Genomic DNA, 24,998 nt, shown 5'->3' with positions numbered 1-24,998 from the left:
GTATTGGTGTGTTTGTCGGTACTGGCGTATTCGTCGGCACTGGCGTGTTCGTCGGCGTTGCCGTTGGTACCGGCGTGTTTGTCGGCACTGGCGTGTTTGTCGGTACTGGCGTGTTCGTCGGCGTTGCCGTTGGTACCGGCGTGTTCGTCGGCGTTGCCGTTGGTATTGGTGTGTTTGTCGGTACTGGCGTATTCGTCGGCACTGGCGTGTTCGTCGGCGTTGCCGTTGGTACCGGCGTGTTCGTCGGCGTTGCCGTTGGTACCGGCGTGTTTGTCGGCGTTGCCGTTGGTACTGGCGTGTTCGTCGGTACTGGCGTATTCGTCGGCACTGGCGTGTTTGTCGGCACTGGCGTATTCGTCGGCACCGGCGTGTTCGTCGGCGTTGCCGTTGGTATTGGTGTGTTCGTCGGTACTGGCGTATTCGTTGGTACCGGCGTGTTCGTCGGCGTTGCCGTTGGTACTGGCGTATTCGTCGGTAAAACAACCAACTTCGGAATTTCCTCTTCGCGTTTGCTCTGGCACACAGTACAAGTATATGTCTTAATTCCTGTACTTGAAGTGGTAGCCTCTTTCGTTATAACTCCGGCATCCCAGGTATGCGTATGCTCAGTTTCCCCGGAACCACCCTGCGTTTCATCATAAAAAACGACTGTAACCGTATAGGTTATCTTCGTTACGCCATCTGGCGCTGTCAGAACATACTGTACCGGATTTGTAAAATCATGAGATCTTCCACTGGTAAACTCATCTGCCACCGCTGTTCCTGTACCAGAACCATAATCAATATTCGGTGCCAGCCTGGTAACATTAGTTCCTTTTGGCAACCGCAGCGTAATCTTACGGTTCTCATTATCAATTTCCCCAACAACATCCTCTTTTAACTGGGAATTAAACGCCTTGTTAAGTACAAAACTATAAAATCTTGCCTCATTAGAAGCCGTAACTATAATTTTTATTGTAACTGGCAAAACTGCCTTTGTTCCTGTATCCACAATTTTATACTGTGACTCATAAATTCCCACTGGTGCAGTGACAGTTCCGGAAAAAGTAAAATATTTACTTCCATAAGAGCCTCCGCCAGGAACCGCAAAGACAGTTAAGCCAGCCGGTAAATTCTCAGAAACAACCTGAGTTTCATACTTACCACTTCCACCAGTAACAAAGCCTGAATATATCCACTGCTCTTTTCCAGTTCCTGTAACTGCGTACAGCTCAGTATCTGTAATCGCCAATGGTTCTGTTACGCTCATTGTTCCGAGCACAGCGATCACGGCACCATATTCTCCCGGCAGCTTATCAGACGCATAAGCAATAAGATCTTTTCCATTATCTGATGACTCTATTATTCTGCCATTATCAACAATTGCCGATGAACCGCTTCCACTTCCAAGCGCCAAATGTATTCCATAAGTATTCAGATCAGCCCCTGTAATAACCGGCGATACTTTTCCATTGCTATATGTAATCTGAAGCTTCACTCCAGTCAGATTGAGTTTATCTCCAGCTACATAATTCAGTTTATCAGGAGCTGCAAGCATAGTCAAAGCTGCTGGTGCATTCGCTGCAACCGTAATCGCCCACGGTATTTTTGCTCCGAAGTAATCAAAAGTAACCTGAGTATCCGAGGTTTTCAGTGGGCCTGTTTTGTCATAGGTAAATCCACTGTAAATATAAGCTGCACGGCCACCAATCGTTGCATACATACTGGCTCTGGATGGATTGAATACATCTCCTTCCACATAAGATTTCTTCGGCTGTCCTGATATTACAATACTGCTGATATCACTGGTTTTCGGCGCGACAACTTCCATTGAATAGACAACCTGTTTTCCCTTATATTTTACATAAACATGAGTAGTTCCTTCAGCAGAACTGTCAAATCCGCTTATCATATCGGCTTTAATCTCAGAATAAGTTGTACCATTTATCAAAAGCCTGCCCCAATACCACGGTTTTTCTCCCACGTAACAGGAAGTCCAGTTGTTTTTTACCTCCAATGAAGTAATCTCCGGATTCTCCACCCGCTCTGGCAAACCATCCTCTGAAATCTTCCAGTCAGTTCCAAACTCCCAACCCACGTAAGATTTGGAATCTTTCATCTGTGCCTCTGTGAGAAGTCCACCTGATCCAATGGAAGCAGCAGTTCCGCCCACAAGATTCCCCTCTCCACTCTTTCCATAACAGTTCAGCACATGTCCGCTTAAACCGTAAGAAGAGCTGAGTACATTATCAGCAGCAGTTCCGCACATCTGTCCTACACAGTTGTTTGCCGCAGTTACTGTGATTTTTCCTGCATGAAGGCATTCTTTGAGCACACCGCCCATGCCCCCAAACTTCTGGATTTCTCCCGCAATTCCGCCAACATAGACCGGATATTCGTTTCCGTTTGTCTGGGTAACACTAATCGTACCGGTGCTGACACACTTGCTTATAGTACCAATGTTCAGACCTGCAATTCCACCTACCCAGCTTTTCATAGGAGCCATTGTCAAATTAACATTCAGCTTTGATGTACAGCCAAAAATAATTCCGGCAAGTGCATTTTCACCTGCAATTCCGCCAAATTCCGGATATACAACAGCTCCGTTTCCGCCCATATATCCGCTGATTGTTCCTGTCACCATACAGTCTTCAATATTTCCTTCATTGTACTGTGTGATGACGCCCTGCACGTTCTGCATATCATCATTAAAATCTGCAGCTACGCGCAGATTCCTGATTTTCCCCTGATTCATGGCTATCAAAGGCTTTTTCAATCCATAGATCGTATGTCCGTTTCCGTCCAGCGTTCCACCAAAATAAGAGATGGTAAAATTAATTCTTCCCTGTGTCTGAATATCTGAGGTCAGCTGATAATATGCGCCCTGATTTTCCTCGATCAAATTCAGATCATCCAGAGAATCAATCTGATAAGGACTGCTGCTTGTACCATTTCCGCCAGCCGGTTTCACAGATGAAGTCCGTTTTCCTATTACACGATAAACAATTCCGCTTTCCCCATCAGATGGGACTGTAAATTTTCCATCCTTCAGTTTCACAAGGATCGCGGAAGCTGCCGGAATGGAATATTTTGAGCCACTGTCTCCGGAAAATACCGGAAATGCAGATGCCTTTTTTGCAGCTATCCGATCACCTGGAAAACTGTATACACCAGAAGCTTCTCCTGCTGCCACAGCTGTATAAAAATCTGAAAGAAGTGTTTTAAACGGAATTCCTGTTACCTTCTCCAGATAAGCTTCACAGGTAAGGGAGGAAGCATCTACTGTATAAAATCTCGGCAACACAGCCATAGGCTCATAGCTTCCTGCCATACGGTCAATTACGTATCTGACAAACAGGTATGGCATTCCATAGTCCTGGGCAATATCATCGCGATAACTCTTATACATCAAGGAAGAGCCGTTACGAATAGCGGTACTTCCTGCAATTCCGTTCATCCAGCCATTTGTGTCCGTACCGCCCCACAGATAATCCATGACCGTTACTGCAAGACCTTCGTTTATCCACATATATTTCTCGGAGGCATTGAATTTTGTTTTCAGCCAGAATACTGCGTGCTGTCCCTCGTGAACCAGCAGACCGTTTCTTCTGGTCATTTCACCGGAGACATAGGATGCTGCCGCCGGAGTGTTGATATGGATTGCTGTAATTCCCTCATCATACTGAAACTGACCACTTGCGCCGCTTAAGGTTTCCAGCACAATAGAGAGCTTGCCGGATCCATCTTCCCAGGGAAGATCGCCTCCTGCCAGTGTTTTCAGGATTTGATAGGGCTGTCTGTCATAAATACTCGCCATGTCTGATGCTATGAGAGATGTTTTTCCAGCGGCATCATAATCCGCTTTCATATTTTTGTCCATCCAGATATAGCAATGTTCGCCAATCCCAATGCATATATAGGTCTTGCCGCTGCCATTGCTTCTGTAAATATATTTCTCTTCTCCTATTGCATAAGTGGTAACCGCTGCCTGAACGGATATACCATCGTCAGTCTCATCTGCCGATGCAACGGACGAAATGGCGCTTTTTTCATTCAGCGCAGTGACTGAGCTGGTGCTCCCTGTATTCAGTCCGGCCAGGCTTTGAGCTGCGGGAAGCTCACTTCCACTTGAAGCGGATGCAGTACTTCCACTGTCATCAAAGATCAGTGTGCCTGCGCTCCTCGAATCAGATGTATCCGTATTAATAATCACTGCATACTCCCCAGTAAGTGTTTCCCCTGCCTTTCCTTCTGTCACTGCAGCTAAAACGTTTACACTGCCAAATATTCCCAGAAACAGAAGACAGACTCCCACCCACAGACCAATGGATTTTCTTTTTTTCATACACTCCTCCTGTAAAAAATTTCCTTTCCTACAGTTTACCATTTTTACATTCTGTACACTATGTTTTTTTCTGCACTTTTCTGATTAATTTCAACAAAAAATGGGGCGAATGTATCGTTTCCGCTGATACATCGCCCCATTTATTTTCTTATTAAATTACTCTTCCTCAAACTCCAGATCCTTACGGCTCATCTCCTCAATCAGCTCTCTCTTCACCTCAAAAAGCTTCGGAGAAAGATCCACATAAACCTTCTGTGGGTTGGAGAATCGTCTGGACTCGTCCCAGAGAGTGCTCTGTTCTTTCTGGCAGATTGCGCGAAGTTCCATTACTGAAGGAGACGTATAAACGCGTTTTCCCTCCTTAATAACCGGAACCAGAAGCTCACGAACCTCGTAAGTACCACCCAGAATCTTAGTTTTTTTCCAGGTGTCAACCGGGTCAAATACTACCATAGTTTCATCTGGGTTCAGCTTCTCGTCAGCAAGACAGATCAAATCAGCTTTAATCTTTCCTGTGGACTTGCTGTAAATACGATATACTGTCTTGTTTCCAGGGTTTGTTACCTTAGCTGTGTTCTCAGAAAGCTTGATCTTCGGAACAAATTCACCTGTCTCAGGATTTTTCACTGCTGCCAGCTTGTATACACCACCAAATGCCGGATTATCATTGGAAGTAATCAGACGTGTTCCAACGCCCCAGGAATTGATCTTGGCATCCTGGGCTTTCAGGCTCTCAATCAGATATTCGTCAAGGTCACTGGATGCAGAAATGGTCGCATCATCAAAACCAGCTGCCGATAACATTTTATATGCCTCTTTGGAAAGGTAAGCAAGGTCACCGCTGTCGATACGGATACCATATTTTTTCAGCTCAATGCCTTCCTCCCGCATTTCCTCAAATACACGGATTGCATTGGGAACACCGGATTTCAGCACGTCGTAAGTGTCTACCAGAAGGATACATGCATCCGGGTACATTCTTGCGTATGTCTTGAATGCAGTATACTCATCCGGGAAGCTCATGATCCAGGAATGTGCATGGGTTCCAAGCACTGGCACGTCAAACATCTGACCAGTAAGCACACAGGATGTTCCGACACAACCACCGATCACAGCTGCACGGGCTCCAAAAATACCGGCATCCGGTCCCTGGGCACGGCGAAGACCGAACTCCATGATTCCGTCACCTTTCGCCGCATAGCAGACACGTGCTGCCTTAGTAGCAATCAGGCTCTGATGGTTCATAATGTTCAAAATCGCAGTTTCCACAAGCTGAGCTTCCATAATCGGTGCTACCACTTTCACCATTGGCTCTCTTGGGAAAATAACAGTGCCTTCCGGGATGGCATAAATATCGCCGGTAAAATGGAAGGAGCGAAGATATTCCAGAAAATCCTCCTCAAAAATGGAAAGACCGCGAAGATATTCGATATCTGCGTCTGTAAATCTCAGATTCTCAATATATTCAATTACCTGCTCCAGTCCTGCACAGATAGCAAAACCGCCTCCGCATGGGTTATCACGGTAAAACATGTCGAATACGACAGTCTGGTCAGTTGGGTTCTTAAAATACCCCTGCATCATGGTAAGTTCATAGAGATCCGTGAGCAGAGTCAGGTTATTTGCTCTCATGTTTATTCTCCTTATTAATGAGGCCAGTCTGAGAACCAATTACCTGAATAATTTTAAACAGGCTCCAGACAGGCTGTTTAATTATAAAAATTTTATACGGTAACCATAGACTCACAGGAACAAAGCGAAGTAATTTCTTATAAAGTAAAAAAGTTTCTGGCACTACTACCTTAGAGTGTGTCGAAAAAAACTCCAAAAGCTTCCCGCCAGCGACCTATGCGATTCCGTATATTTTGCTTGATTATAACACATTCATCTCAAAATGCACAGGAAAAAGAAAAGCGAAATCTTAATTTTTCCCCGAAAAATCAAGGCTTCACAGAAATTGAATAAATTTTTAAAAAAATTTGAAAAAAGGGGTTGACTTTTATATATGCATTGATATATAATACAACATGTCGCAAGCGAGAAACGACTTGCTAAGACACATAGGGCTATCGCCAAATGGTAAGGCAACGGACTCTGACTCCGTCATTTCAAGGTTCGAATCCTTGTAGCCCTGCTAAGTGGAGCACCTCAGATGAGGTGCTTTTTTCATGTCGTAAAAGTCCCGGAAGCCGCGTAGTTACTGGCTTTGCGCGATTTTTAAAATTTTTTCTGAAACGATTTTTCGTGGCTCTGAAAGGCGATTTTTTCCTTATTTGGCTTACTGATTTTTACTACATTTTCGGTGGTTTTCAGATGTGATAGGTCAATTTGGGAACGATTATAGGTCAATTTAAAATGACGTTGCTGCCAAAAGGTGCTGAAAACAGGAAAAATGAAGAAAATCGGCTAAAAATCGACAAAATTCTACTTTTTCTACCTTTTGCACAAAAAATTATGTTTACTTTTGTGATATTTTCGCCTCATAATCAAGACAGTTTCCACGCTTCAAGTGCACAAATCTATTTTAGTACTCCCACCGCTTATTCTTCTGTCCGAAGGCGAACCTTAATTGACTTACTTGGTCAGTTATATTTCGGCGTTTGCCTCACAGCCCTCGGATAATGTTCAAATAATCCTGTCTCTGGTCTACGACAGCATATATAATAACTTCCTTTCGGGCTTCATTAACTTTATAAAATACAAGGTCTTTTTCAAGAATCAATACCTTATAGCCCTGACGCTTTAATACCAGGTATCTTGGATCAATTCCAAGATCTGGATTTTCTCCCAGCTGTCGTATACGATCTTCTATTTCGTCTAACTTTTTCAATGCCACATCATTGCCGAAATTTTGTGCAATATATAATACAATCTTTCGCAGACCAGCATCTGCGGTATCAGTACGAACAACATTGTATTTCAAACTCAGCCCTCCTGCAGCATAGCACGTAAATCATCAAAAGTTTCACTGATTGGCGCAACGCGACCATTCTTTACATCATCTTCTGCTTCAGTAAGGATTTCAAGCAATTCTATTCTTGATTTCATGTTCTTGTACTCTTCATAGGACAGAGACACTGTATCGCCTCTTCCATTTACAGTTATGATAACAGCTTCTTTTCCCTCACGGCACTGCTTTGAGATTTCATTATAATGATTTCTTAAATCCGCTGATGGTCTGATAGTTTCCTGCATAGCAAACATAATACGCACCTCCTGTTGTTATATATGAAAATTATATCATTTAATGTCTATACTTTCAACTTCTTAGTCAATTCCATTCATAAATTTTAGAATTCTTCATTTGTTCTAGCACCCCAAAAGGGGATGTCGATTAATACCTCATTTCGACATCCCCAGTAGTAATTGAACATAGAATTTTCTCTTCTTCTCTTACATCACAACTTTTTTGTCTCCACGGAAATCAGCCTTAGACACTTCTATAACTTTTTCTATAACATGGCTTCCGTAACATTTCTTATACTGCCCTTTTACTTTATTTTCTGCTCCCTTGTCTGAGTAAGCCCACACATCCTCTTCAAAGTCGTAAGCTGCGTTTATAGGGTAATATGGTGGTATTCGATTGATCTTTACTCGAAAATATTTTTTGTTCTCTTCTCCATCACTTTTAGCTCATTTCCTATACTCCCAATCAACCCGCGCATAGTCCAGATAGCGTTCAGCCTCTTTTATCATTCTCTAGCGCCTTTGCCCTGTACCGCTGATCTGCTGATATACAGGTGCTTTCCTTTCTCTGATATATTTGAACGTGAAAAAAGGGGATGTGAAAAAACTCGATTGAGTTTTTTCACATCCCCAAAAAATGTTCGAAAATTACCCCTGGTATATCAGAAGTTCCTGTACTGCTTCTTTTCGAAGTTTCTCCTCTTCTACGTCCTCTGTTTTCTTTCTTTATCCATGTAGCAAACTTCATATACAACTGGATTAAAAGATGTGACTTTCATATAAGCAGTGAGTGATAACGGAATAGATGCTACATCTTCTTCCAGATAATGGTCTCCAAGCTCACGGAGAATATCTGCGATTTTATCAATGTCTTCTGTATTTCCAACTTCTACCGTAAACGGTTCACGGTCATACAGTTCTTCATCGTTTTCAATATATTTCATTCCCGGGACACAGGAGATGTCTATTGACTCAATATTCTGCAGGAGTAAAAATGAACCGTTATGATATACTACTTTAAATCCAAAGCAGCACGGATCCTTTGGCTCAAGGGAAACTTCAAATTCATAATCATCCCCGTCGTAAACAACATCCACAAACGGGATCATAAAATTGTATACACGATCATACAGATATATCCGACTGCATATCTTCCACTGCGTTCTGTCAGTACCATCTTGCTTCGTTCAAGTTTAAATCCATTTTTGCCTTTCGTATATGTGCAGGTAATACCTGTTCCTTCATCGTCAGCACTTGAAAAATACAATTTCTTTCCATAAGAAAATCTGTAGATGAGATATCTTGACGATTTCGCAACCTGTTTGTAACGTCCGGAAACTTTTTGATACAATACCGTATTAAGTGTATTGTCATTATGCTTTTCCATATAGGTTCTGCCATTTGATTTGAACGTCCGCGATGATGCCTGCACCGTTGTCGTCCTGACATTGGTTATCGCAAAACATCCCAGAACCATAAACAATAACAACAGACATAGTTTCAAATGCTTCCTCTTTGTGTTTTTCATTTTCTTTTTTCTTTTTCGTATTCTTTCAGTTCTTTCAGAGCCTTCTCACCCTGTGGGTAAAGAATGATGATATTAAAGATCGTCATCAGTCCGATTCCAACATCACCAAGATCCCACACAAATGTATATGCTGCAAGGCCGCCGATGAACAGCATCACAAGCGCCAGTACTTTGTATGCAGTCTGTGAAGCCCAGTTATCTCCGAAAAGATATGCAACATTGCATCTCGCATAAAAAAGGATGCCCAGAAACGTCGAAAAACTGAATAAAAACAGCGTCGCCGCAATAAAGATCACACCAAAACGGCCAAGATGATGTTCCATTGCTGTCTGCAGAAGATCCATTCCGGAAAGTCCTGTAACTTTTTCTTCCGGCGCAAGCAGCATGATAAATGCTGTACAGCTGCAGATCACGATCGTATCCACAAATACCCCGAGCGCCTGTACCAATCCGGCTTTGACCGGCTGGTCACATTCTGCCGCTGCTGCCGCACACGGAGCAGATCCGGAACCTGCTTCATTCGAAAACAGTCCACGTTTGATTCCATTCATTAGGACTGCGCCAAAACCGCCGGCTGCTGCCTGTCGGAATCCAAATGCTTCCTCAAAAATTCTTGCAAAAACACCCGGCAAACTTCCAAGATTCATCACAATGATCAGAATCGTGATTGCAAAATAGCATACCGCCATGACCGGCACTACCATATCCAGGATCTTAACTGTCGCATCTTTACGAAGCACTATCACAGCAGCCACAGCAACAAGTACTACCGTCATATAGATCGGCGGAATGGAAAATGCATTTTTAAATGAAGAAACAACAGAATTGCTGATCACTTGACTGATACCGCACCAGCAGATCAGACCGGAGACTGCAAACAACACAGAAATCACCACTTTGTTTCTCTTTTTCTTCTGTTTTTCTTCTACATATGCATGAATATAATACGCCGGACCGCCGCGGTAACCTCCGTACAGCGGATCTTTTTCTTTATAAAGCTGTGCCAGTGTCGCTTCTATAAAAGCTGTTGATGAACCGATAATTGCCGTCACCCACATCCAGAAAACCGCACCGGCGCCGCCTGCCGAAATTGCCGCAACAACACCGACCAGATTTCCCATACCGACACGGGTTGCCGTCGAAACGATCAGTGTCTGAAATGAAGACAGACTGTTTTTTTCTTGTTTCTTCTCAACCAGTGCCTGCACCATATCCGGGAACAGGCGAATCGGCAGAAAACGCGTCCGAACCGTAAAATAAATTCCTGTAGGAATCAGTAATATAATCAGAAGCGAAATCCCCAGAGTGCTGCCGCCCGGCAGTGGAATCTGCACCAGATCTCCCCACAGAAAACTATATACTTTCTCAATCAGAGTAACTATCATACTTTAAACCCTCTTCCATACTCACAACATCCGGGATACATGCTGCTCACGTCATCTACAACAGCCTGATTCCCGGACAGATACCATAATAGTATAGCCCATATTAACCCTTAAACGCAAGTACTTTTAGGGTTTAAAGTCAAAAACTTTAAATAATTAAATCTTTCACCTTACCAAAACTGTTCACATATATCCAGTGTAAACTTTCTTGCTTCCTCTACCGCCATATTCATATCCGCCGGCGAAACTTTTCCTTTTAATAAAATCACATCATCTTATTTGTCGTTGAAAATAAATAGTTTATTTACTGGCAATCAAGCTTTCAACTATGTTTGAAGCCTACAGCATCGTTTAACATGGAATTTCATCAAGTATTGTTTGCATTATCTAAATACCATTGGTTCACTGGTAACATTCCGCGAGGTGTTTTTTGTGAACAAAGTTCACAGAAAACCCGAGAGTTGCGGCGCGGGGACTTATTTCACATCCCCTTTTTTCGTATTACTACATCTTTTAAATTTCCAGCAGTTCTTCACTTTTACAGCCGATTTCTCTTGCCAGACTTAACACATCAATCGCCCTTGTATGGTTGATATCCCTCTGACGCTGTTCAAAAAGCTGGATCTGACGAAGTGCCACACCACTCCTCTTTGCCAGCTCGCTCTGGGACAGACCGGATAACATCCGAAGCCGCTTCAAATTGGTTTCCACATAGTACTGATCCCATTTTTCATTTATGGTTTCTACAAATCTGGAAATATCCATTTCGTGATAAACTGGATACATGTTTAAAATCTCTTCGATTGAGACCGCATGATAGATTTTCATGAAGCTTCGCCCTGTGTACCATTGATAATAGGCCAGTGCCCAACCACACCAGTACTCCGGAGATTTATCCAGATACATTTCATCTTCTAGTTCTGGAATCAACAGACCTGATTTCCGAATTACTTCTTTTACCAGTTCACACCCGGTCTTTCCTGCCACATAAGTCGGATTTCCTGTCTGAAACTGCATTGACACATCCGATACCAGAAACATCTCATAAAACTGATTCGGAGAAAACTCATACGTATTTACCGCATAATCCATCATATCTCCAAGTATTTTTTGTGCATTATTCAAATAATCTTCAGAATAAGCGTGGATCATCATTTTCCATTTCCTCTCGCATAATATCCAATATAAACCGTTCGTTTAAATCTGCTTTCTGTCGTTTACTCATTCGATATTCTTTTCTGGCGGCACGCTCCCGCTCTATTTTCTTTATATAGTACGCCTGCATGTCAACCAGTTCACTTTTTACATATTGGATTTTTTCAAATGCCTGCGGACTTTTCAAGACAATCTGCTCACCAAGTTTCCCAAGCTGCATAGCTTCCGAAAGCTTCTGTAACGAGATTACCCCTGCCACAAAATCCTGTGCAAACGAAAAATAAGAATCATCCGCCCGATATCCTATGATCACATCATATTCTGAAATATCCAGCAAAAAATGTTCTTTCAGATATCTTTTCCCCTCTTCTGCAATGCTTCCATTCTGCCAGTCGCTCCGTCCCTGTTCTTCCAGTTCCATGTCATACAATTTTCTTATCATGCTGTCCATAATGTTCCGAACCTGCTCTGGTTCCAATTCTCCCTTCTATGAGCATATCTAAATATTTACACCTTGTTACAGATTTGAAGATATAAAAAAAGAGACCAGAATTCAAATTTCCAGTCTCTTCCATTCTTCTATAATCACTCAAAAAACTACGAACATTTTGTTTTAACAAATGCAATAATGTCGTCATTTTTCTTCATGTGCTTTCTCGACTCCAGCCGCCTCTGTGGATACAAGAGAGTGCAGCCGATGCTTTGAATACGGATTGCAAAATCAAGCCATTTATCGTTCATTTTTGCGCCTCTCAATAGCCGTAATTCTTTACCTGGAACAGGTTACTTCTCCATCCTCTTTGCTATAGTCAAACTTCCCATCATTTTTCTCTTCCAAAGCTTTTATCATATGGTAGGTATATTCATTATACGGCGTAGGAATCCCAAGTTCCCGCCCCATGCGGACCAACGCGCCTGAGAACATATCAATCTCCGTATGGCGTCCCGCATCCAGATCCTGCAATGTGGAATATCTGGCTGATGGGGGAACGGCACTTCCATGTCCAGAGGATGCAGCAGCCTTACTTATATCGATTCCTTTTGCAGAAGCAATGGCTTCCAGTTCTCTTCTAAGTCCGTCGCTGATTGCTTTCATATGAACGCTGTCCTGGTAACAGCCAACTCCTGCCCCTAGAATTGCCTGGGGCAGATTATTGCATACATTCAGTCGGAATTTGCTCCACATTTCTTCCCTGATATATTCTGTAGAGCGATAATGCAGTCCGGTATCTGCAAAAAGAGCCTCAATGGCCTGCACACGTTCACTGTCATAGGGTGCGCAAGGCTCTCCGAAAATAATGCCAATGGTGGTTTCCGGGTTAAAACAATATCCATTTTCCTCTTTATGGGAAGCAACTTTTATTACCGAATAGATCACATGGGAAGCTCCAATTTCATCGGAAATCAATTTCTCACTGTCCACGCCGTTCATAAGACTCATGACCGTGGTATTCTCTCCTGTAACCTGGCGGATGCTGTCCATTGCACCTGGCAGCGCTCCATATTTCAAAGATACGATCAGCAGGTCTATCCCTTTTGCTTCCTGGGGTGTCCATACTTCCGGATGATAAACCTCATCATTGATCGTGCAGCCTTTTTTCAATTTCTCCGCACGCTTACCCTCTGCAAGAACTCCCAGCCGGATATCCTTCCGCCTGGAAAGCCCCCATATCACATAAGACCCAACCGCACCTGCGCCAAGAACTGCAACTGTTTTTATCTTCATTGTCTTAACCTCCCATGTATATTTTCCCTTCTAGACAGATATTACTATTTTATCATTATCTGATAAAAACTCCATACAAAAATTCTTGCTTTTTTCTACTTGACTCCACAATCCAGGCGGTCTATTCTTTAAATAGACATAAGATTGAGAATCTTTTCGCAACATATTTTACCATTTATTTTTTGGGGGATTTTTTCATATGAAGGTTGTCATCGCAATTGATTCTTTAAAGGGAAGCTTAAGCTCAATAGAAGCCGGAATGGCCATCAGGGAAGGAGTTCTTCGGGCAAAGCCGGATGCAGAAGTCATCGTAAAACCTCTCGCAGACGGCGGAGAGGGCACTACGGACGCCTTGATCGAAGACATGAACGGAGAGCGGATCGATCTGACCGTCACCGGACCCATGCACACTCCGGTCAAGGCTCATTATGGATATCTGAAAGACAGCAATACCGCTGTCATGGAAATGGCTTCCGCTGCCGGAATCACACTGGTTCCAGATGATGCAAAGGATCCTCTTCTTGCTACCAGCTACGGTGTGGGCGAAATGATAAACCATGCCCTCCAGAAGGGTTGCCGCAATTTTATCATTGGAATCGGCGGAAGCGCCACCAACGACGGCGGCATCGGTATGTTAAAAGCTCTTGGCGTACGTTTTTGGGATGAAAATGATGTGGATGCAGGCGAAGGCGGACAGGCACTGGCGAAGGTTTCCAGAATCGATATTTCCGGCCTGAATCCGCTTTTAAGAGAAGCTCATATTCAGGTGGCATGCGATGTGAATAACCCTCTTTGCGGTGAAATTGGTTCCACATATGTTTACGGTCCGCAAAAAGGTGTGACAGAAAATCAGAAAAAGCAATTAGATGAAGATATGGCACATTTTGCGCAAATCACTTCCCAAGCTCTGGGAACGGATTACTGCAATACCCCTGGTGCCGGTGCTGCCGGAGGGCTTGGCTTCGCCTTTCTCTCCTACCTAGGGGCGACGCTGACGCCTGGGATCGAACTGATTTTGAATGCTGTAGGACTGGAGCAGGAACTTTCTGATGCAGACGTGGTAGTCACCGGTGAAGGCCGCCTGGATTTTCAGACAGCCATGGGAAAAGCCCCTGTAGGCGTGGCAAAGCTGGCAAAAAAGTATCATGCAAAGGTTATCGCATTTGCCGGAAGTGTCACAAAGGAAGCAGCCGCCTGCAATAAAGAGGGAATTGATGCTTTTTTCCCAATTTTACGAAATGTCTGCACACTTGCGGAGGCTATGGATCCTGCCACTGCAAAAAACAATATGACAGCCACTGCCGAGCAGGTCTTCCGGCTGCTTTAAGCGATATAATGGTTTAATTCTGGCTGTAAACCGAATTAAACCATTATATCGCTTTTCTCCATTTATCCTATTAAAACTTTCTTCCCCTCAAACGCAAACCCATAATGCCTGATCCGCTCCTGTGTAATCCCCAGTCCCAGAAGCTCTGCATCGTATTTTTTCTCTATTATCTGATCGAGTGCAGATTCCACAGTATCTTCAAGTGTTTTTTCCGAATCTGGCTCACGCACCTTAAATTCCAAAATAATTGCATTATCCCGCTTGCTCTTGGGAAGCAGCATTACATCATATCTTCCAAAACCACTTTCTCTGTTAGAACGAACATCATAACGATCTCTGATTTCTATCAGAAGCCCCAGCACAAATCCATGGTAAAAACGTTCCGGTTGTGTTCTCTCAGAGACATATTTTCCAACATCAAAGCTGCTGAACGTTGCAAGTGCAACATCATTCATATACAGATTCATAGCCTTAACATTTCCCTCAAGTAAGGCTCTGATAAATTCATTATAATTTGATGCTACCGGAGCAAACCATCCTTTAAACATATTAGAAAACATGCTTACCGTTTCCAGATTTGTTATATCCAGATGATACCATGGCTCCAGCGTCATTCCCCGATATTCCACGTCCTCCACTTTCAAATACCCACTTGCCACAAGCAGACTCCATATTGCACTTTCATCCTGCTCTAACTGGCTGAATACACCCTGCTCATCAAAGCTGACAGTAATCAGTTCTCCATTTAAAAGCCTTTCCATCTGCTTTTTCATGTCAGCCGAAGCCGTCTGGATTAATTTGCTGATAAGTGCATTAGAACTTGTTGCCGCCCAATATGGCTTTAGTTTCTTTTCCTTCAGATAATTCGTAATTGACCAGGGATTGTAAATATCCCGCCTCTGACCAAAAATAAATCCATCATACCACTGTTTTACTATCTGTTTTTTCTCAGACATTCCAAACGCATCTAAGGCTGAAAAGACCTCTTCTTCTGTAAAACCGAAGCAATCTGCATACTGCTCTGATGTAGTCGTAATCACCGCAAGATTATTTAAGTCCGAAAATACGGATTCTTTTGACACACGGGTAATCCCAGTCATCACCGCTCTTTCCAGATAAGGATTTGTTTTAAAGGCTGCATTAAAAAGCCCCCTCATAAATCCGATAAATTCATCCCAATATCCATGTATATACGCTTCCTGCATGGGCGTATCATATTCATCCAGAAAAATCAAAACCTTTTTTCCATATAATAATTTTAAGTATTTGGAGAGATTTTTCAGCGCATCCTGTGCTGTCACATCATTCATTTCTTCCGTGACAGACAATATATTCTGCTTCTCGCTTTCAGAAAAGCACTCCTGCTGTTCCAAATAGCGATGCTGTCTATACACATCCACAATAATATTTTTAATCTTCTGAACCGCATCCTCATAATTATTCTGCTTCACATCTGCAAAGCTAATAAAAATCACCGGATAGGTTCCCTGCAGCTCGCGATATTTCTCCTCTTCCCAAATGGAAAGTCCCTCAAAAAGGTCTCCTCTTTCTGCATACTGTCTTGAAAAAAAACAGTTCAGCATACTCATATTCAGTGTTTTTCCAAATCTCCTCGGACGGGTAATAAGGGTAATATCATCTGCATTTTTCCACCACTGCCTGATGAAATCCGTTTTATCAATATAAAAATAGTGGTTTTCTCTTAAAGAAACATAATCCTGTTTTCCAATACTGATAACCTGTCCCATACCTCACCCTCGCTTTCAAATGCTACGTCTCAAATTAATTCTCGTGGAACCGCGAACTCCGCCTGCGGCTACGTTTGCGTAGCGTAATAATTTGATGCTACGCCTTAAATTATTACTTCATTATACACTATCATCTGAATGCTTTACAAGAACAAGACCACCGGTAGCCACAAAATATTGCCAACCGATGGTCTCCTCCATTTACTCTCTCCCGACCCGGGATGCCATCTTCTCCTTATACATCTCCTGATCCGCTTCCCCTTCTTCTACAAAAAGAATTTCGCAGGAATTATGAACCTGATTCAAAGTTTCCGGTTCATAATCTCCACTGTAACTGATACATACATCTTCTTTATCGAAAGCTGCTCTTAATTCATCAGCAATGTAATTATTTAAGTAAAAATCAGGAGCTTTCATAAATTCCTCCCTTTCTGACTCATATAAACTTTCTATTCATGAGCTTCACAGCAATGTATTCCTCGAATCATTACCTGCAGACAACATACATAAAATCGTTTTCTGTAATTTAGACCTACGAAAAAAAGAGCCGACAGATACAGCCAGCCCTTTTATCACAAGCATTAACAGCCTTTTATTATGTATGTACCGGGCAAGCAGCAGGCTCTAACGCTTCATTTCAAAATCCTGCCCTATATTGTGATGCATCTCGATTGTCTGCTGCATTTCCTGAGGGTCTGTCCATAACATATCCCCACTGACGGTATTTTTCATAGCACTGGCTGCATTTCCATATTCCAGCGCAGCCTGGCAGTTTCCATTCTCCTTTAATAATCCATACAGGAAACCGGAAATATAAGCGTCTCCGCTTCCGATTCTGTCTACAACCTCAATTTTCTCATAAGGCTTTTCTTCATAATAGCTGTCTGTTTTTTTCTCATAGATTACAGAACCAAAAGTATGAGACTTGGGACTGTGCACGATTCTCTGGGTTGCTGCAACTACAGCAATATCATATTCATCAGAAAAACTTTTTAGGATTTCTTTTATATCCCCTGTTTTTCCAAATGTGAGATTAGCTGTGGATTCTGAGCAGAAAAAGATATCTACAATGGGCAAAATCTTTGTAATGCAGTCTCTTGCCTCATCTCCAGTCCACAAATTCCCCCTGAAATTTACATCAAATGAGATCAATGCACCTTTTTCTTTGAATTTTTTCATCATTTCAATAGCATTTTCCCTTACCGGACCGCCAAGTCCCAAGGTGATTCCGCTGGTATGGAAGCATCTTGTATTTTCATACATTTCTTCTGGAAAATCTTCTAAAGATAATTTATTTACAGAAGAATACTTGCGGTCGTAAACCACCTGCGGTTTACGAGGATCTGCGCTATATTCGTAATAGTAAATTCCCAGTCTGGAATCTGCACTGTTATCTCCAGCCAGGTAATCCGTGTCAACACCGTTTCTTCTGATCTCCCTTTTCGCATAATTTCCAATGGCATGAGATGGAATCTTGGAGATAATACCTGCAGTAAGCCCCAGGTTGGCTGCGCCAACAGCTACATTTAATTCTGCCCCACCCAGCTGTTTCTCAAACCTGGTACCCTGGGTTAAACGTTCGTTTCCTTCTGGTGATAAACGAAGGAGCACTTCGCCTAATGCCAGCATATCAAATTTTTTTCCCATTTTATTATCCTCTTATATTCTTTACGATTTCTGCGGCTTCTCTGGTCAGCTTCTCAATTTCGTCAAACCTGCCTTCTGCGATCAGTTTGCCTTTTACCATCCAGCTTCCTCCACAGGCAAAAATACGATCGTATTCCAGATATTTCTTTACATTCTCCGGATTGATTCCGCCTGTTGGCATAAAACTTAAGGAAGTATACGGTGCTGCCATTGCCTTAATAAATGCCAGTCCACCAGCCTGCTCCGCCGGGAAAAATTTGATTACAGAAAGACCTCTGCGTACTGCCCGTGCAGCTTCAGATGGTGTAATGCAGCCTGGAAGCACCGGAATCTTTTTCTCAATACAGTAATCGACAATTTCCGGGTCAAAACCAGGGCTTACAATAAACTCAGCACCTGCCTGAACAGCACGGTCTACCTGCTCTACAGTGAGTACGGTTCCTGCACCCACTAGCATTTCTGGATGTGCCTCTTTCATGAGGTGGATAGCTTCACCTGCTGCTGCAGTTCTGAAAGTTACTTCTGCGCAGGCAAGTCCGCCATTACAAAGTGCATCTGCCAGCGACACTGCATCTTTCTCATTTTCAATTACTACAACCGGTACAATTCCCATTTTTTTAATTTTTTCCAATACTGTGTTCATACTTTCTCCTTTTTCACCACTTAATTACTACGAAAATCCTGTCTAACAATAGACATGAGCGTTTTTCGAACGCATCAAATTCATCATACCATTTTTTTATTTTTAACAGATAACCTCCATTTTTTAGCAGATATTTCTTTTTTATTATAAAATTCATCTGATGTGCTTATAATATATCTCACCATACTCTATTTGCAATATGTAATTACTACCAATTATTTCCTTCAATTTTAGGTTATTTTTCCATTTTGGCAGTTCTTTTTTGCAAGTTTCCTGCAACTATAGTCTTTTGCTTTGTGTGAAAACGTATGATGACAGTTGCAGATGAAGAAAAAAGTCTGCCGAAACGGCTGGCTATCTTTCAGCGAAGCACGAACTTTCTAAAAGAGATTTTACATATATTACCAAAAATCTCTTCTACAAGGAGGTGTAGATCCAGAGAAATTTATGGCTTACATTCGTACTCAGATTGTAGACGATAAAATGTATTATCTTCTCCTGGACGAAGTGCAAATGTTGGATTGTTTCGAATCCGTTCTAAACGGTTATCTCCGAAAAGACAATATGGATGAAAAACTGAAAAACACCTTCAGAACAGTAAAAAAATCCAAAATAACTTCCAGTACTATAAAGAAATATCTGGATTATTTTGAAGATTCTTTTCTAATTGAAGCAGCCGGTCGTTATAACATTAAGGGAAAAGCATATATCGAAACGCCGAAAAAATATTATTTTACAGATTTAGGACTCCGCAATGCAAGGATCAATTTCCGCCAGTTTGAACAGACTCATTCTATGGAAAATGTCATCTATAATGAGCTTCGCATGCGCGGTTACAATGTTGATGTGGGTATTATTCCCCCATTTTGCCGAATTCCTTCTGCTGTGGAAGCACAAAAGATCCTGCCCTGAAGATTTCTCCACAGGTGCAGGACCTTATCATTATTAAAACATTTTATTTGATCTTACGATATTTTCTCACTGTAAGTATCTCAATCACAACAAGAATAACTGCTGCCAACACATCGAGCATAATCAGGATCTTCTTCCAAAGAACCATAAAATATGCATTCTCCTCATTATATGCTCTGCTGTTTACCACTGTATATAAAATGTTGTGGCAGGCTTTACGCATTGCATTCACAGAAGTAGCGCTCTGTGTATCCGTTACAGTTGCGTCTGGGGAATTCATTGGATTCAACATACTGTCCACACCGGAACGGATTGCTATATCCGCATCATAATAGCCATATCCAGCAAACATATCTGTAGAAACAAAGCCCTGGAAGCCCCACTCATCTCTAAGGACTGTGTTATTCAGCTCACTGCTTGCGCCGACCCACTTATCACCAATAAAACAATGTGCATCCATTACTGCACCTGTATGACCTTCTTTTACAGCAATCTCAAATACCTTCAAATAAGTCTCTCGGATTGCCTGCTCTGTACTCCACAGGCAAAGCTGGTAAATTCGGTTTGTCTCCTGGTCATTCAGGGCAAAATGCTTCACATAACTGTATACGCCATACTCATCAGCACCTTTGATCTCATTTGCTGCCATAATTCCAGAAAGTACGCTGTCCTCTGAATAGTACTCAAAGTTTCTTCCGCCAAAAGCAGTTCTGTGAATATTCATTGCAGGTGCATACCATCCTGAAACATCCATCTCGTCTGCTTCTTTTCCTACGCTCTTACCCATTTCATAAGCAATATCCTTATTCCAGGTATTTGCAAGCATAACCTCTGTTGTAAATGCACTTCCGGTTGCTCCCGTATAGTTGTTGTAAATAGTTGCCGGACCATCATTGTCCGTTGTTGCTGCTTTATCAATGGAATCAATTGCAGTTGTCTGATAACCACCGCCTGCAATCAATGTGGTCATATCCTCAATAGAAAGCTCATCCAAAAGGCTGTCCCACATTTCGTCATCATAATCTTTTCCTCTGAGGGCACCAAGCTTGATTTTATTATCAGCGCCTGTAGTTGGCATTTCCTCTGAATTATCATTCATACTATCAATATCATAATTGGTGATATTCTGATAATTTGCTTTTCTATCCTCATCCATTGTGAAATCAATCGGAGCTGCTGTTGCCTCATCGTAATTCTCGAAGCCATTTTCTCTGCTCAGATAAACAACACCATCTCCTTCTGCAAAATCAAACTGATTTGTTGCAGTCTGCTGATCAGATTCTCTTGCATTGTCCTCATCATAAACGATGGTTTCAGGCACATTATACTCTACAGTATCCAGAATCGTATGTGCATCTGAACGAATACTCAGTTCATAGTCGCCTTCATCCAGAACATAGCAGCCTTCGTTCTTATAATCATAAGATGCCATATCTTCCTTGTTAATAGTAAACTCCAGAGTTTCTTTCTCACCAGAATTTAACACACCTGTTTTTCCAAAGTCAATCAGATTAGCAGCTGACTTTTCAATGCCGCCATTGGTATATGGCGGATTATAATAAACCTCTACTACATCTTTTCCTGCCACATCACCAGTATTCTCAACTTCGACAGTAAGCTTGATTCCCTCATCTGTTTCGCTTGAATCTACGATTTTCTGGGAAAAACTGGTGTAAGATAAACCATAGCCAAATGGATACTGAACTACTTTATCATAGTCAAAATCCATATTTCCAGCTTCCGCTTCTGCATATGCTGTTTCATAGAATTTATAGCCAACATAAATATTCTCAACATAGTTGACAAAGTTTACATCGTTCTGCTTTGTCTCACCGCTGAATGGATTGGCCTCTTCCCAGCCGAATTCATTCATATTTTCATAAGTGAAATCACCAAAATTGTTGAATGCAGGTGTTGCTGTCAGATCATATACATAAGTGTCAGCCAGTTTTCCAGAGGGATTTACTTCTCCATTAAGGATTTTTCCCAGTGCAGCGAAACCTGTTTCTCCAGCGCCTGGGCAACTGATCACGCTGCCGATCTGGTCGTAATTCTCTACCCACCCAAGCTCCATTGCATTTGAGCTGTTGCAGATCACAATTACATGAGCAAAATTTTCACACACAATGTCTATCATATTTTTCTCAGTCTGGCTAAGTTCAAGGTAATGCTGTCCCTCTTCAAAATCGCTGTATTCGCTGCTGTTATCATTGTATGTATAAATTTTATTTCCTTCAGCATCTTTTGCTCCAAAGTCAGTAGGAAGATCGGTTCCCTCGCCACCAATTCGGGAAAGCACGATCACTGCTGTATCAGAGAATTCTTTTGCTTCATCCAAAATTTCATCTGTATAATAATCTGCTGTAGGTTCAGGCAAAGTCCAATCAACAGCTGTCATTCCAGCTTCGCCCCTCGCTTCCGCGTAAGAAGTATACATGTCAATTAAAGTCTGGTTTAAAGTATATCCACCTGCCTGGATTCCATCCAGAAGTGATACGCAGTTTGATGTATCAACTGCACCTGAACCGGTTCCGCCATAACACGGATTGGTAGACGCCCAGCCAAATACATTCAGGTTTTTCACGTCGGAAGAAAGGGGTAAGGTTCCATCATTTTTTAACAGAACAGAACCTTCTCCTGCAATATCTGTAATCAGGTTATTTGCCTCTTCTTTTGTCTCTGCTGAAACCTCTTTTACCGGATTTACAAGCACATCCAGCAACGTACTAAGGGGTCCGTTACAGATTAAGTTAAAGGACAGTACAAAGGAAAGGATTCCTGCACATAAGCACTGTTTTCTGATCATAAATTTTTTCTTTAAATCCTGTTTTTTTGCAGCAACAGCAACTGCAATTGCAATTATAATTACTGCAAGCATTCCGATCACATACGGAATACAGTTTTTTACTACCGTTATTACGTCACTTGTCTGCACCTCTAAGCCAGCCGCACTTACTTTTGATGTAAAACACAACAAGGACACACTGCTGCTAAGAAATATTGTTCTCAGCTTCTCTTTCATAGTTCTTTCCTCTCTTTCTTTGCATTTCCCAATGTCTTTTGGTATAGGAGAAGATAACAGACTTTTTTTCAAAAAGGAAGTAGTGTGGCACCAATTGTCAAATAGGGGTTCCAGATGTTTCGGACGGGGCATGAAATGTAAAAATAGGGCTTGAAATGTAGATATTCCAATGACGTTCGGAAATGGATTGTGCTATACTGAATATAAGATTTGAAACTTTTTCAAATACGCAATGCGTTTTATAAATATGGGGAGGTCTTATGAATTCTGTAATCAACAAATCCGTCCGTTTTGCAATTGCAGAGGACGAAGCGGCAATACGAAATTACCTGACGCTTCACATTATAGAAGCATTTCAAAAGCACAATTACCAAACAGACTGTGCTGAGTTTTCAGATGGCAATTCACTGCTTCAGTCTGTTCTAAAAGGAAACACCTACGATATTCTTTTTCTGGATATTGAAATGCCTGGATTAAACGGCATAAAATTAAGCTCAAAAATACGTGAGCTTGGTCTGCAAACCCTGATCGTATTTATCAGCAACAAATCTGAGCTTGTGTTTCAGTCTTTCGAAGTGAGACCGTTTCGATTTATCCGCAAAAATCATTTTCTGGAAGAACTTGCCCCTTTAACCCGTGATCTGATCTATGAAATGACCCGCAACGAAGAAAAAGCAATCACAATAGAGGAAGAAAAAAGCACTGCCGTTTACTCTTTTCACTGTAACGAAATTCAATATATTGAAGTAAACGGAAAACACTGCAAAGTTATCACTAACAAGGAAACTGTTTCTTTACGCCAGACCCTTTCCCTTTTTGAAACCAAATTAAACAATCAGGGATTTATAAAGCCTCATCGAAGCTATCTGGTAAATCACCGCTATATTTCCCGGATTGAAAAAAATCAGATTGTATTGGAAAATGGCGCTGTTCTTCCTTTAAGCAGAAATCGGATCACTGAAACACGAGCTCAGTTTATTTCATTGAAAATGCAGCATTAAGAGGAGTTATTTATGGAAATATTAAGCATTATCGTCAGCTGGCCGGAAGATGTTATCACTTTTTTCGTCCTTCTGGTTACATTAGTTTCCGCTTATAGTTTTAAAGAAAATAAATACATAAACAAATGGGCTTCTATTATTCTGTTTACTATTATTTTTGCCATTCCATTTAATGTGTTTGACGTGTTTTATGATGAATTTAATCTCTATCTCATTATGTTAATCGGATGTGGCCTGCTATATGCCCTGCTTTTTGTGAACTACGATTTGAAAAATGTTATGACAACTTTTGTTTCCTGCCTTTTTACTTTCGTCAGCATAAAGGGCTGCATTGGTATTCTTTTTTCACTGACGCTTTCCAGCTATGTAAGCCAATATAGTTTTAATTTTTTCTCCGCATTATTATACTATCTGGCAATCATTGCAGTATCTGCTTTCTATAAGCGCCATGCCTTAAAAAGTACATCTGTACAGCCTTATTCCTACTGGTTTTTCATGTTTCTCGCACCAGTTCTTATCTATACAGCAGACAGACTTCAGATATTATCTTATTTCTCTATTTGGGGAAGTTACCGGGTTCAGTCGTTTTATGGACTTTTACAGGAATTTGTGCTGTGCTTTTTAATCGTACTTGTATATTATCTTTCCTATCTGATGATCCGAAACTTTGATCACTTCATGGAGGTTTCCATGCTCAATCAAAGACAGGCACTTCAACTGGAACATCTGGAACGCTCTGCCGCGCTTGTAGAACAACTGCGCCGCGATAAGCATGAGATGAAAAACCTGTTTTTTTATTTGCAGGCAGAACTTCAACTAAAAAAATATGATGACCTGGAAACATTTGTAGAGCATAACCTTTCACAGCGTTATGATCGCCTGGAAGAATTTAATACCGGGAACAAATTTGTAGACTATCTTTTGACTCAAAAAGCAAATGAGGCAAAGGATTCCAATATTAAATTTATGGCAGATGTTCAGCTTCCACCTGAAATTTCCATCGAAGAAAATGACCTGTGCAGTCTTCTCATGAATCTTATGGATAATGCCATCGATGCCTGCCGCAAGGAAAAAAATGGCGACATTCAGCTGCAAATCCACACTGATTCCCAGTATCTCTATATTTCCATAAAAAACTGTTCCTCAGTTGACGTATTAAAAAGCAATCCGCTTCTAATCACATCAAAAAAAGATTCCGGCAACCACGGCATTGGAATGCGTGTAATCCGCTCCATTGTCACTAAATATCAGGGCTACTTTCAAAACCACTGGGAAAATGGGCTGTATGTCGTAGATATTATGCTGACATTATAGATACGTTTTCAGACTTATTTTTACCAAAAAAGAATAGTAATTAAGAAATTCATAACATTATAGAAGAGATTTTGGGATAT

General features: G+C 41.7%; 19 protein-coding genes and 1 tRNA gene. 5 read left to right on the top strand and 15 right to left on the bottom strand.

The window, feature by feature from the left end:
- Both ACESTK_RS02165 and ACESTK_RS02160 read right to left on the bottom strand, forming a co-directional pair.
- Positions 1–4,324, bottom strand: a 4,324-nt coding sequence (locus ACESTK_RS02165; RefSeq protein WP_373118418.1) for a hypothetical protein, incomplete at its 3' end; no start/stop codon positions are given.
- Positions 4,325–4,480: 156 nt separating this feature from the next.
- Positions 4,481–5,956: a nicotinate phosphoribosyltransferase gene (locus tag ACESTK_RS02160; RefSeq protein WP_173719198.1), complete on the bottom strand. Its 1,476-nt coding sequence runs from the start codon at positions 5,954–5,956 to the stop codon at positions 4,481–4,483.
- Positions 5,957–6,386: 430 nt separating this feature from the next.
- Between ACESTK_RS02160 and ACESTK_RS02155 the strand changes: the two genes are divergently transcribed.
- Positions 6,387–6,458 (top strand) — tRNA-Gln (locus ACESTK_RS02155).
- A gap of 471 nt (positions 6,459–6,929) precedes the next feature.
- Here the strand turns inward: ACESTK_RS02155 and ACESTK_RS02150 are convergent.
- From ACESTK_RS02150 to ACESTK_RS02115, 8 genes are all read right to left on the bottom strand, one after another.
- On the bottom strand, positions 6,930–7,247 hold the full coding sequence (locus ACESTK_RS02150; protein ID WP_173716955.1) for a type II toxin-antitoxin system RelE/ParE family toxin: 318 nt from the start codon (positions 7,245–7,247) through the stop codon (positions 6,930–6,932).
- Positions 7,248–7,249: 2 nt separating this feature from the next.
- Positions 7,250–7,519 carry a type II toxin-antitoxin system Phd/YefM family antitoxin gene (locus ACESTK_RS02145; RefSeq protein ID WP_373118572.1) on the bottom strand — a complete coding sequence of 90 codons (270 nt, stop codon included), beginning with the start codon at positions 7,517–7,519 and terminating at the stop codon, positions 7,250–7,252.
- 695 nt (positions 7,520–8,214) lie between these two features.
- Positions 8,215–8,619 carry a hypothetical protein gene (locus tag ACESTK_RS02140; protein WP_373118415.1) on the bottom strand — a complete coding sequence of 135 codons (405 nt, stop codon included), beginning with the start codon at positions 8,617–8,619 and terminating at the stop codon, positions 8,215–8,217.
- Entirely contained in the window at positions 8,616–9,038 is a 423-nt protein-coding gene (locus ACESTK_RS02135; RefSeq protein WP_195590890.1) for a hypothetical protein, read from the bottom strand. The genes ACESTK_RS02140 and ACESTK_RS02135 overlap by 4 nt, the downstream gene beginning before the upstream one ends.
- Positions 9,035–10,423 (bottom strand): alanine/glycine:cation symporter family protein, encoded by a 1,389-nt coding sequence (locus ACESTK_RS02130; RefSeq protein ID WP_373118412.1) that lies wholly within the window; start codon positions 10,421–10,423, stop codon positions 9,035–9,037. The genes ACESTK_RS02135 and ACESTK_RS02130 overlap by 4 nt, the downstream gene beginning before the upstream one ends.
- A 513-nt stretch (positions 10,424–10,936) precedes the next feature.
- Complete coding sequence (locus tag ACESTK_RS02125; RefSeq protein ID WP_118583215.1) at positions 10,937–11,578, bottom strand: helix-turn-helix domain-containing protein; 642 nt, start codon at positions 11,576–11,578, stop codon at positions 10,937–10,939.
- On the bottom strand, positions 11,556–12,056 hold the full coding sequence (locus tag ACESTK_RS02120) for a DUF3990 domain-containing protein (RefSeq protein WP_373118409.1): 501 nt from the start codon (positions 12,054–12,056) through the stop codon (positions 11,556–11,558). Before ACESTK_RS02120 ends, ACESTK_RS02125 begins: the two co-directional genes overlap by 23 nt.
- 291 nt (positions 12,057–12,347) lie before the next feature.
- Positions 12,348–13,304 (bottom strand): ketopantoate reductase family protein, encoded by a 957-nt coding sequence (locus ACESTK_RS02115; protein WP_118583213.1) that lies wholly within the window; start codon positions 13,302–13,304, stop codon positions 12,348–12,350.
- A 199-nt stretch (positions 13,305–13,503) separates the two neighbouring features.
- Between ACESTK_RS02115 and ACESTK_RS02110 the strand changes: the two genes are divergently transcribed.
- Entirely contained in the window at positions 13,504–14,631 is a 1,128-nt protein-coding gene (locus tag ACESTK_RS02110) for a glycerate kinase (RefSeq protein WP_373118406.1), read from the top strand.
- Between the two features lie 62 nt (positions 14,632–14,693).
- Here the strand turns inward: ACESTK_RS02110 and ACESTK_RS02105 are convergent, their stop codons facing one another.
- From ACESTK_RS02105 to eda, 4 genes are all read right to left on the bottom strand, one after another.
- Positions 14,694–16,379, bottom strand: a complete 1,686-nt coding sequence (locus ACESTK_RS02105) for an AAA family ATPase (protein WP_373118403.1) — start codon at positions 16,377–16,379, stop codon at positions 14,694–14,696.
- 201 nt (positions 16,380–16,580) lie between these two features.
- Positions 16,581–16,796, bottom strand: coding sequence for a hypothetical protein (locus ACESTK_RS02100; protein WP_195391714.1), 216 nt, complete (start codon positions 16,794–16,796; stop codon positions 16,581–16,583).
- 207 nt (positions 16,797–17,003) lie between these two features.
- Entirely contained in the window at positions 17,004–18,026 is a 1,023-nt protein-coding gene (locus tag ACESTK_RS02095; RefSeq protein ID WP_373118400.1) for a sugar kinase, read from the bottom strand.
- Positions 18,027–18,030: 4 nt separating this feature from the next.
- Entirely contained in the window at positions 18,031–18,669 is a 639-nt protein-coding gene (eda, locus tag ACESTK_RS02090; protein ID WP_195391715.1) for a bifunctional 4-hydroxy-2-oxoglutarate aldolase/2-dehydro-3-deoxy-phosphogluconate aldolase, read from the bottom strand.
- A gap of 447 nt (positions 18,670–19,116) precedes the next feature.
- Here eda and ACESTK_RS02085 point away from each other — a divergent pair, with 447 nt between their 5' ends.
- On the top strand, positions 19,117–19,581 hold the full coding sequence (locus ACESTK_RS02085) for a DUF4143 domain-containing protein (RefSeq protein ID WP_330608471.1): 465 nt from the start codon (positions 19,117–19,119) through the stop codon (positions 19,579–19,581).
- Between the two features lie 43 nt (positions 19,582–19,624).
- Here the strand turns inward: ACESTK_RS02085 and ACESTK_RS02080 are convergent, their stop codons facing one another.
- Positions 19,625–22,603 carry a glycoside hydrolase family 3 C-terminal domain-containing protein gene (locus ACESTK_RS02080; protein ID WP_373118396.1) on the bottom strand — a complete coding sequence of 993 codons (2,979 nt, stop codon included), beginning with the start codon at positions 22,601–22,603 and terminating at the stop codon, positions 19,625–19,627.
- A 260-nt stretch (positions 22,604–22,863) separates the two neighbouring features.
- Here ACESTK_RS02080 and ACESTK_RS02075 point away from each other — a divergent pair, with 260 nt between their 5' ends.
- Both ACESTK_RS02075 and ACESTK_RS02070 read left to right on the top strand, forming a co-directional pair.
- Positions 22,864–23,604, top strand: a complete 741-nt coding sequence (locus ACESTK_RS02075) for a LytTR family DNA-binding domain-containing protein (protein WP_118583205.1) — start codon at positions 22,864–22,866, stop codon at positions 23,602–23,604.
- A 12-nt stretch (positions 23,605–23,616) separates the two neighbouring features.
- Positions 23,617–24,918, top strand: a complete 1,302-nt coding sequence (locus ACESTK_RS02070; protein WP_195698866.1) for a sensor histidine kinase — start codon at positions 23,617–23,619, stop codon at positions 24,916–24,918.
- Positions 24,919–24,998: the final 80 nt, after the last annotated feature.

Source organism: Ruminococcus sp. Marseille-P328, assembly GCF_964249465.1.
GTDB classification, from domain to species: Bacteria; Bacillota; Clostridia; order Lachnospirales; family Lachnospiraceae; genus Blautia_A; species Blautia_A faecis.
This window is presented reverse-complemented; position numbering and strand designations above follow the sequence as displayed.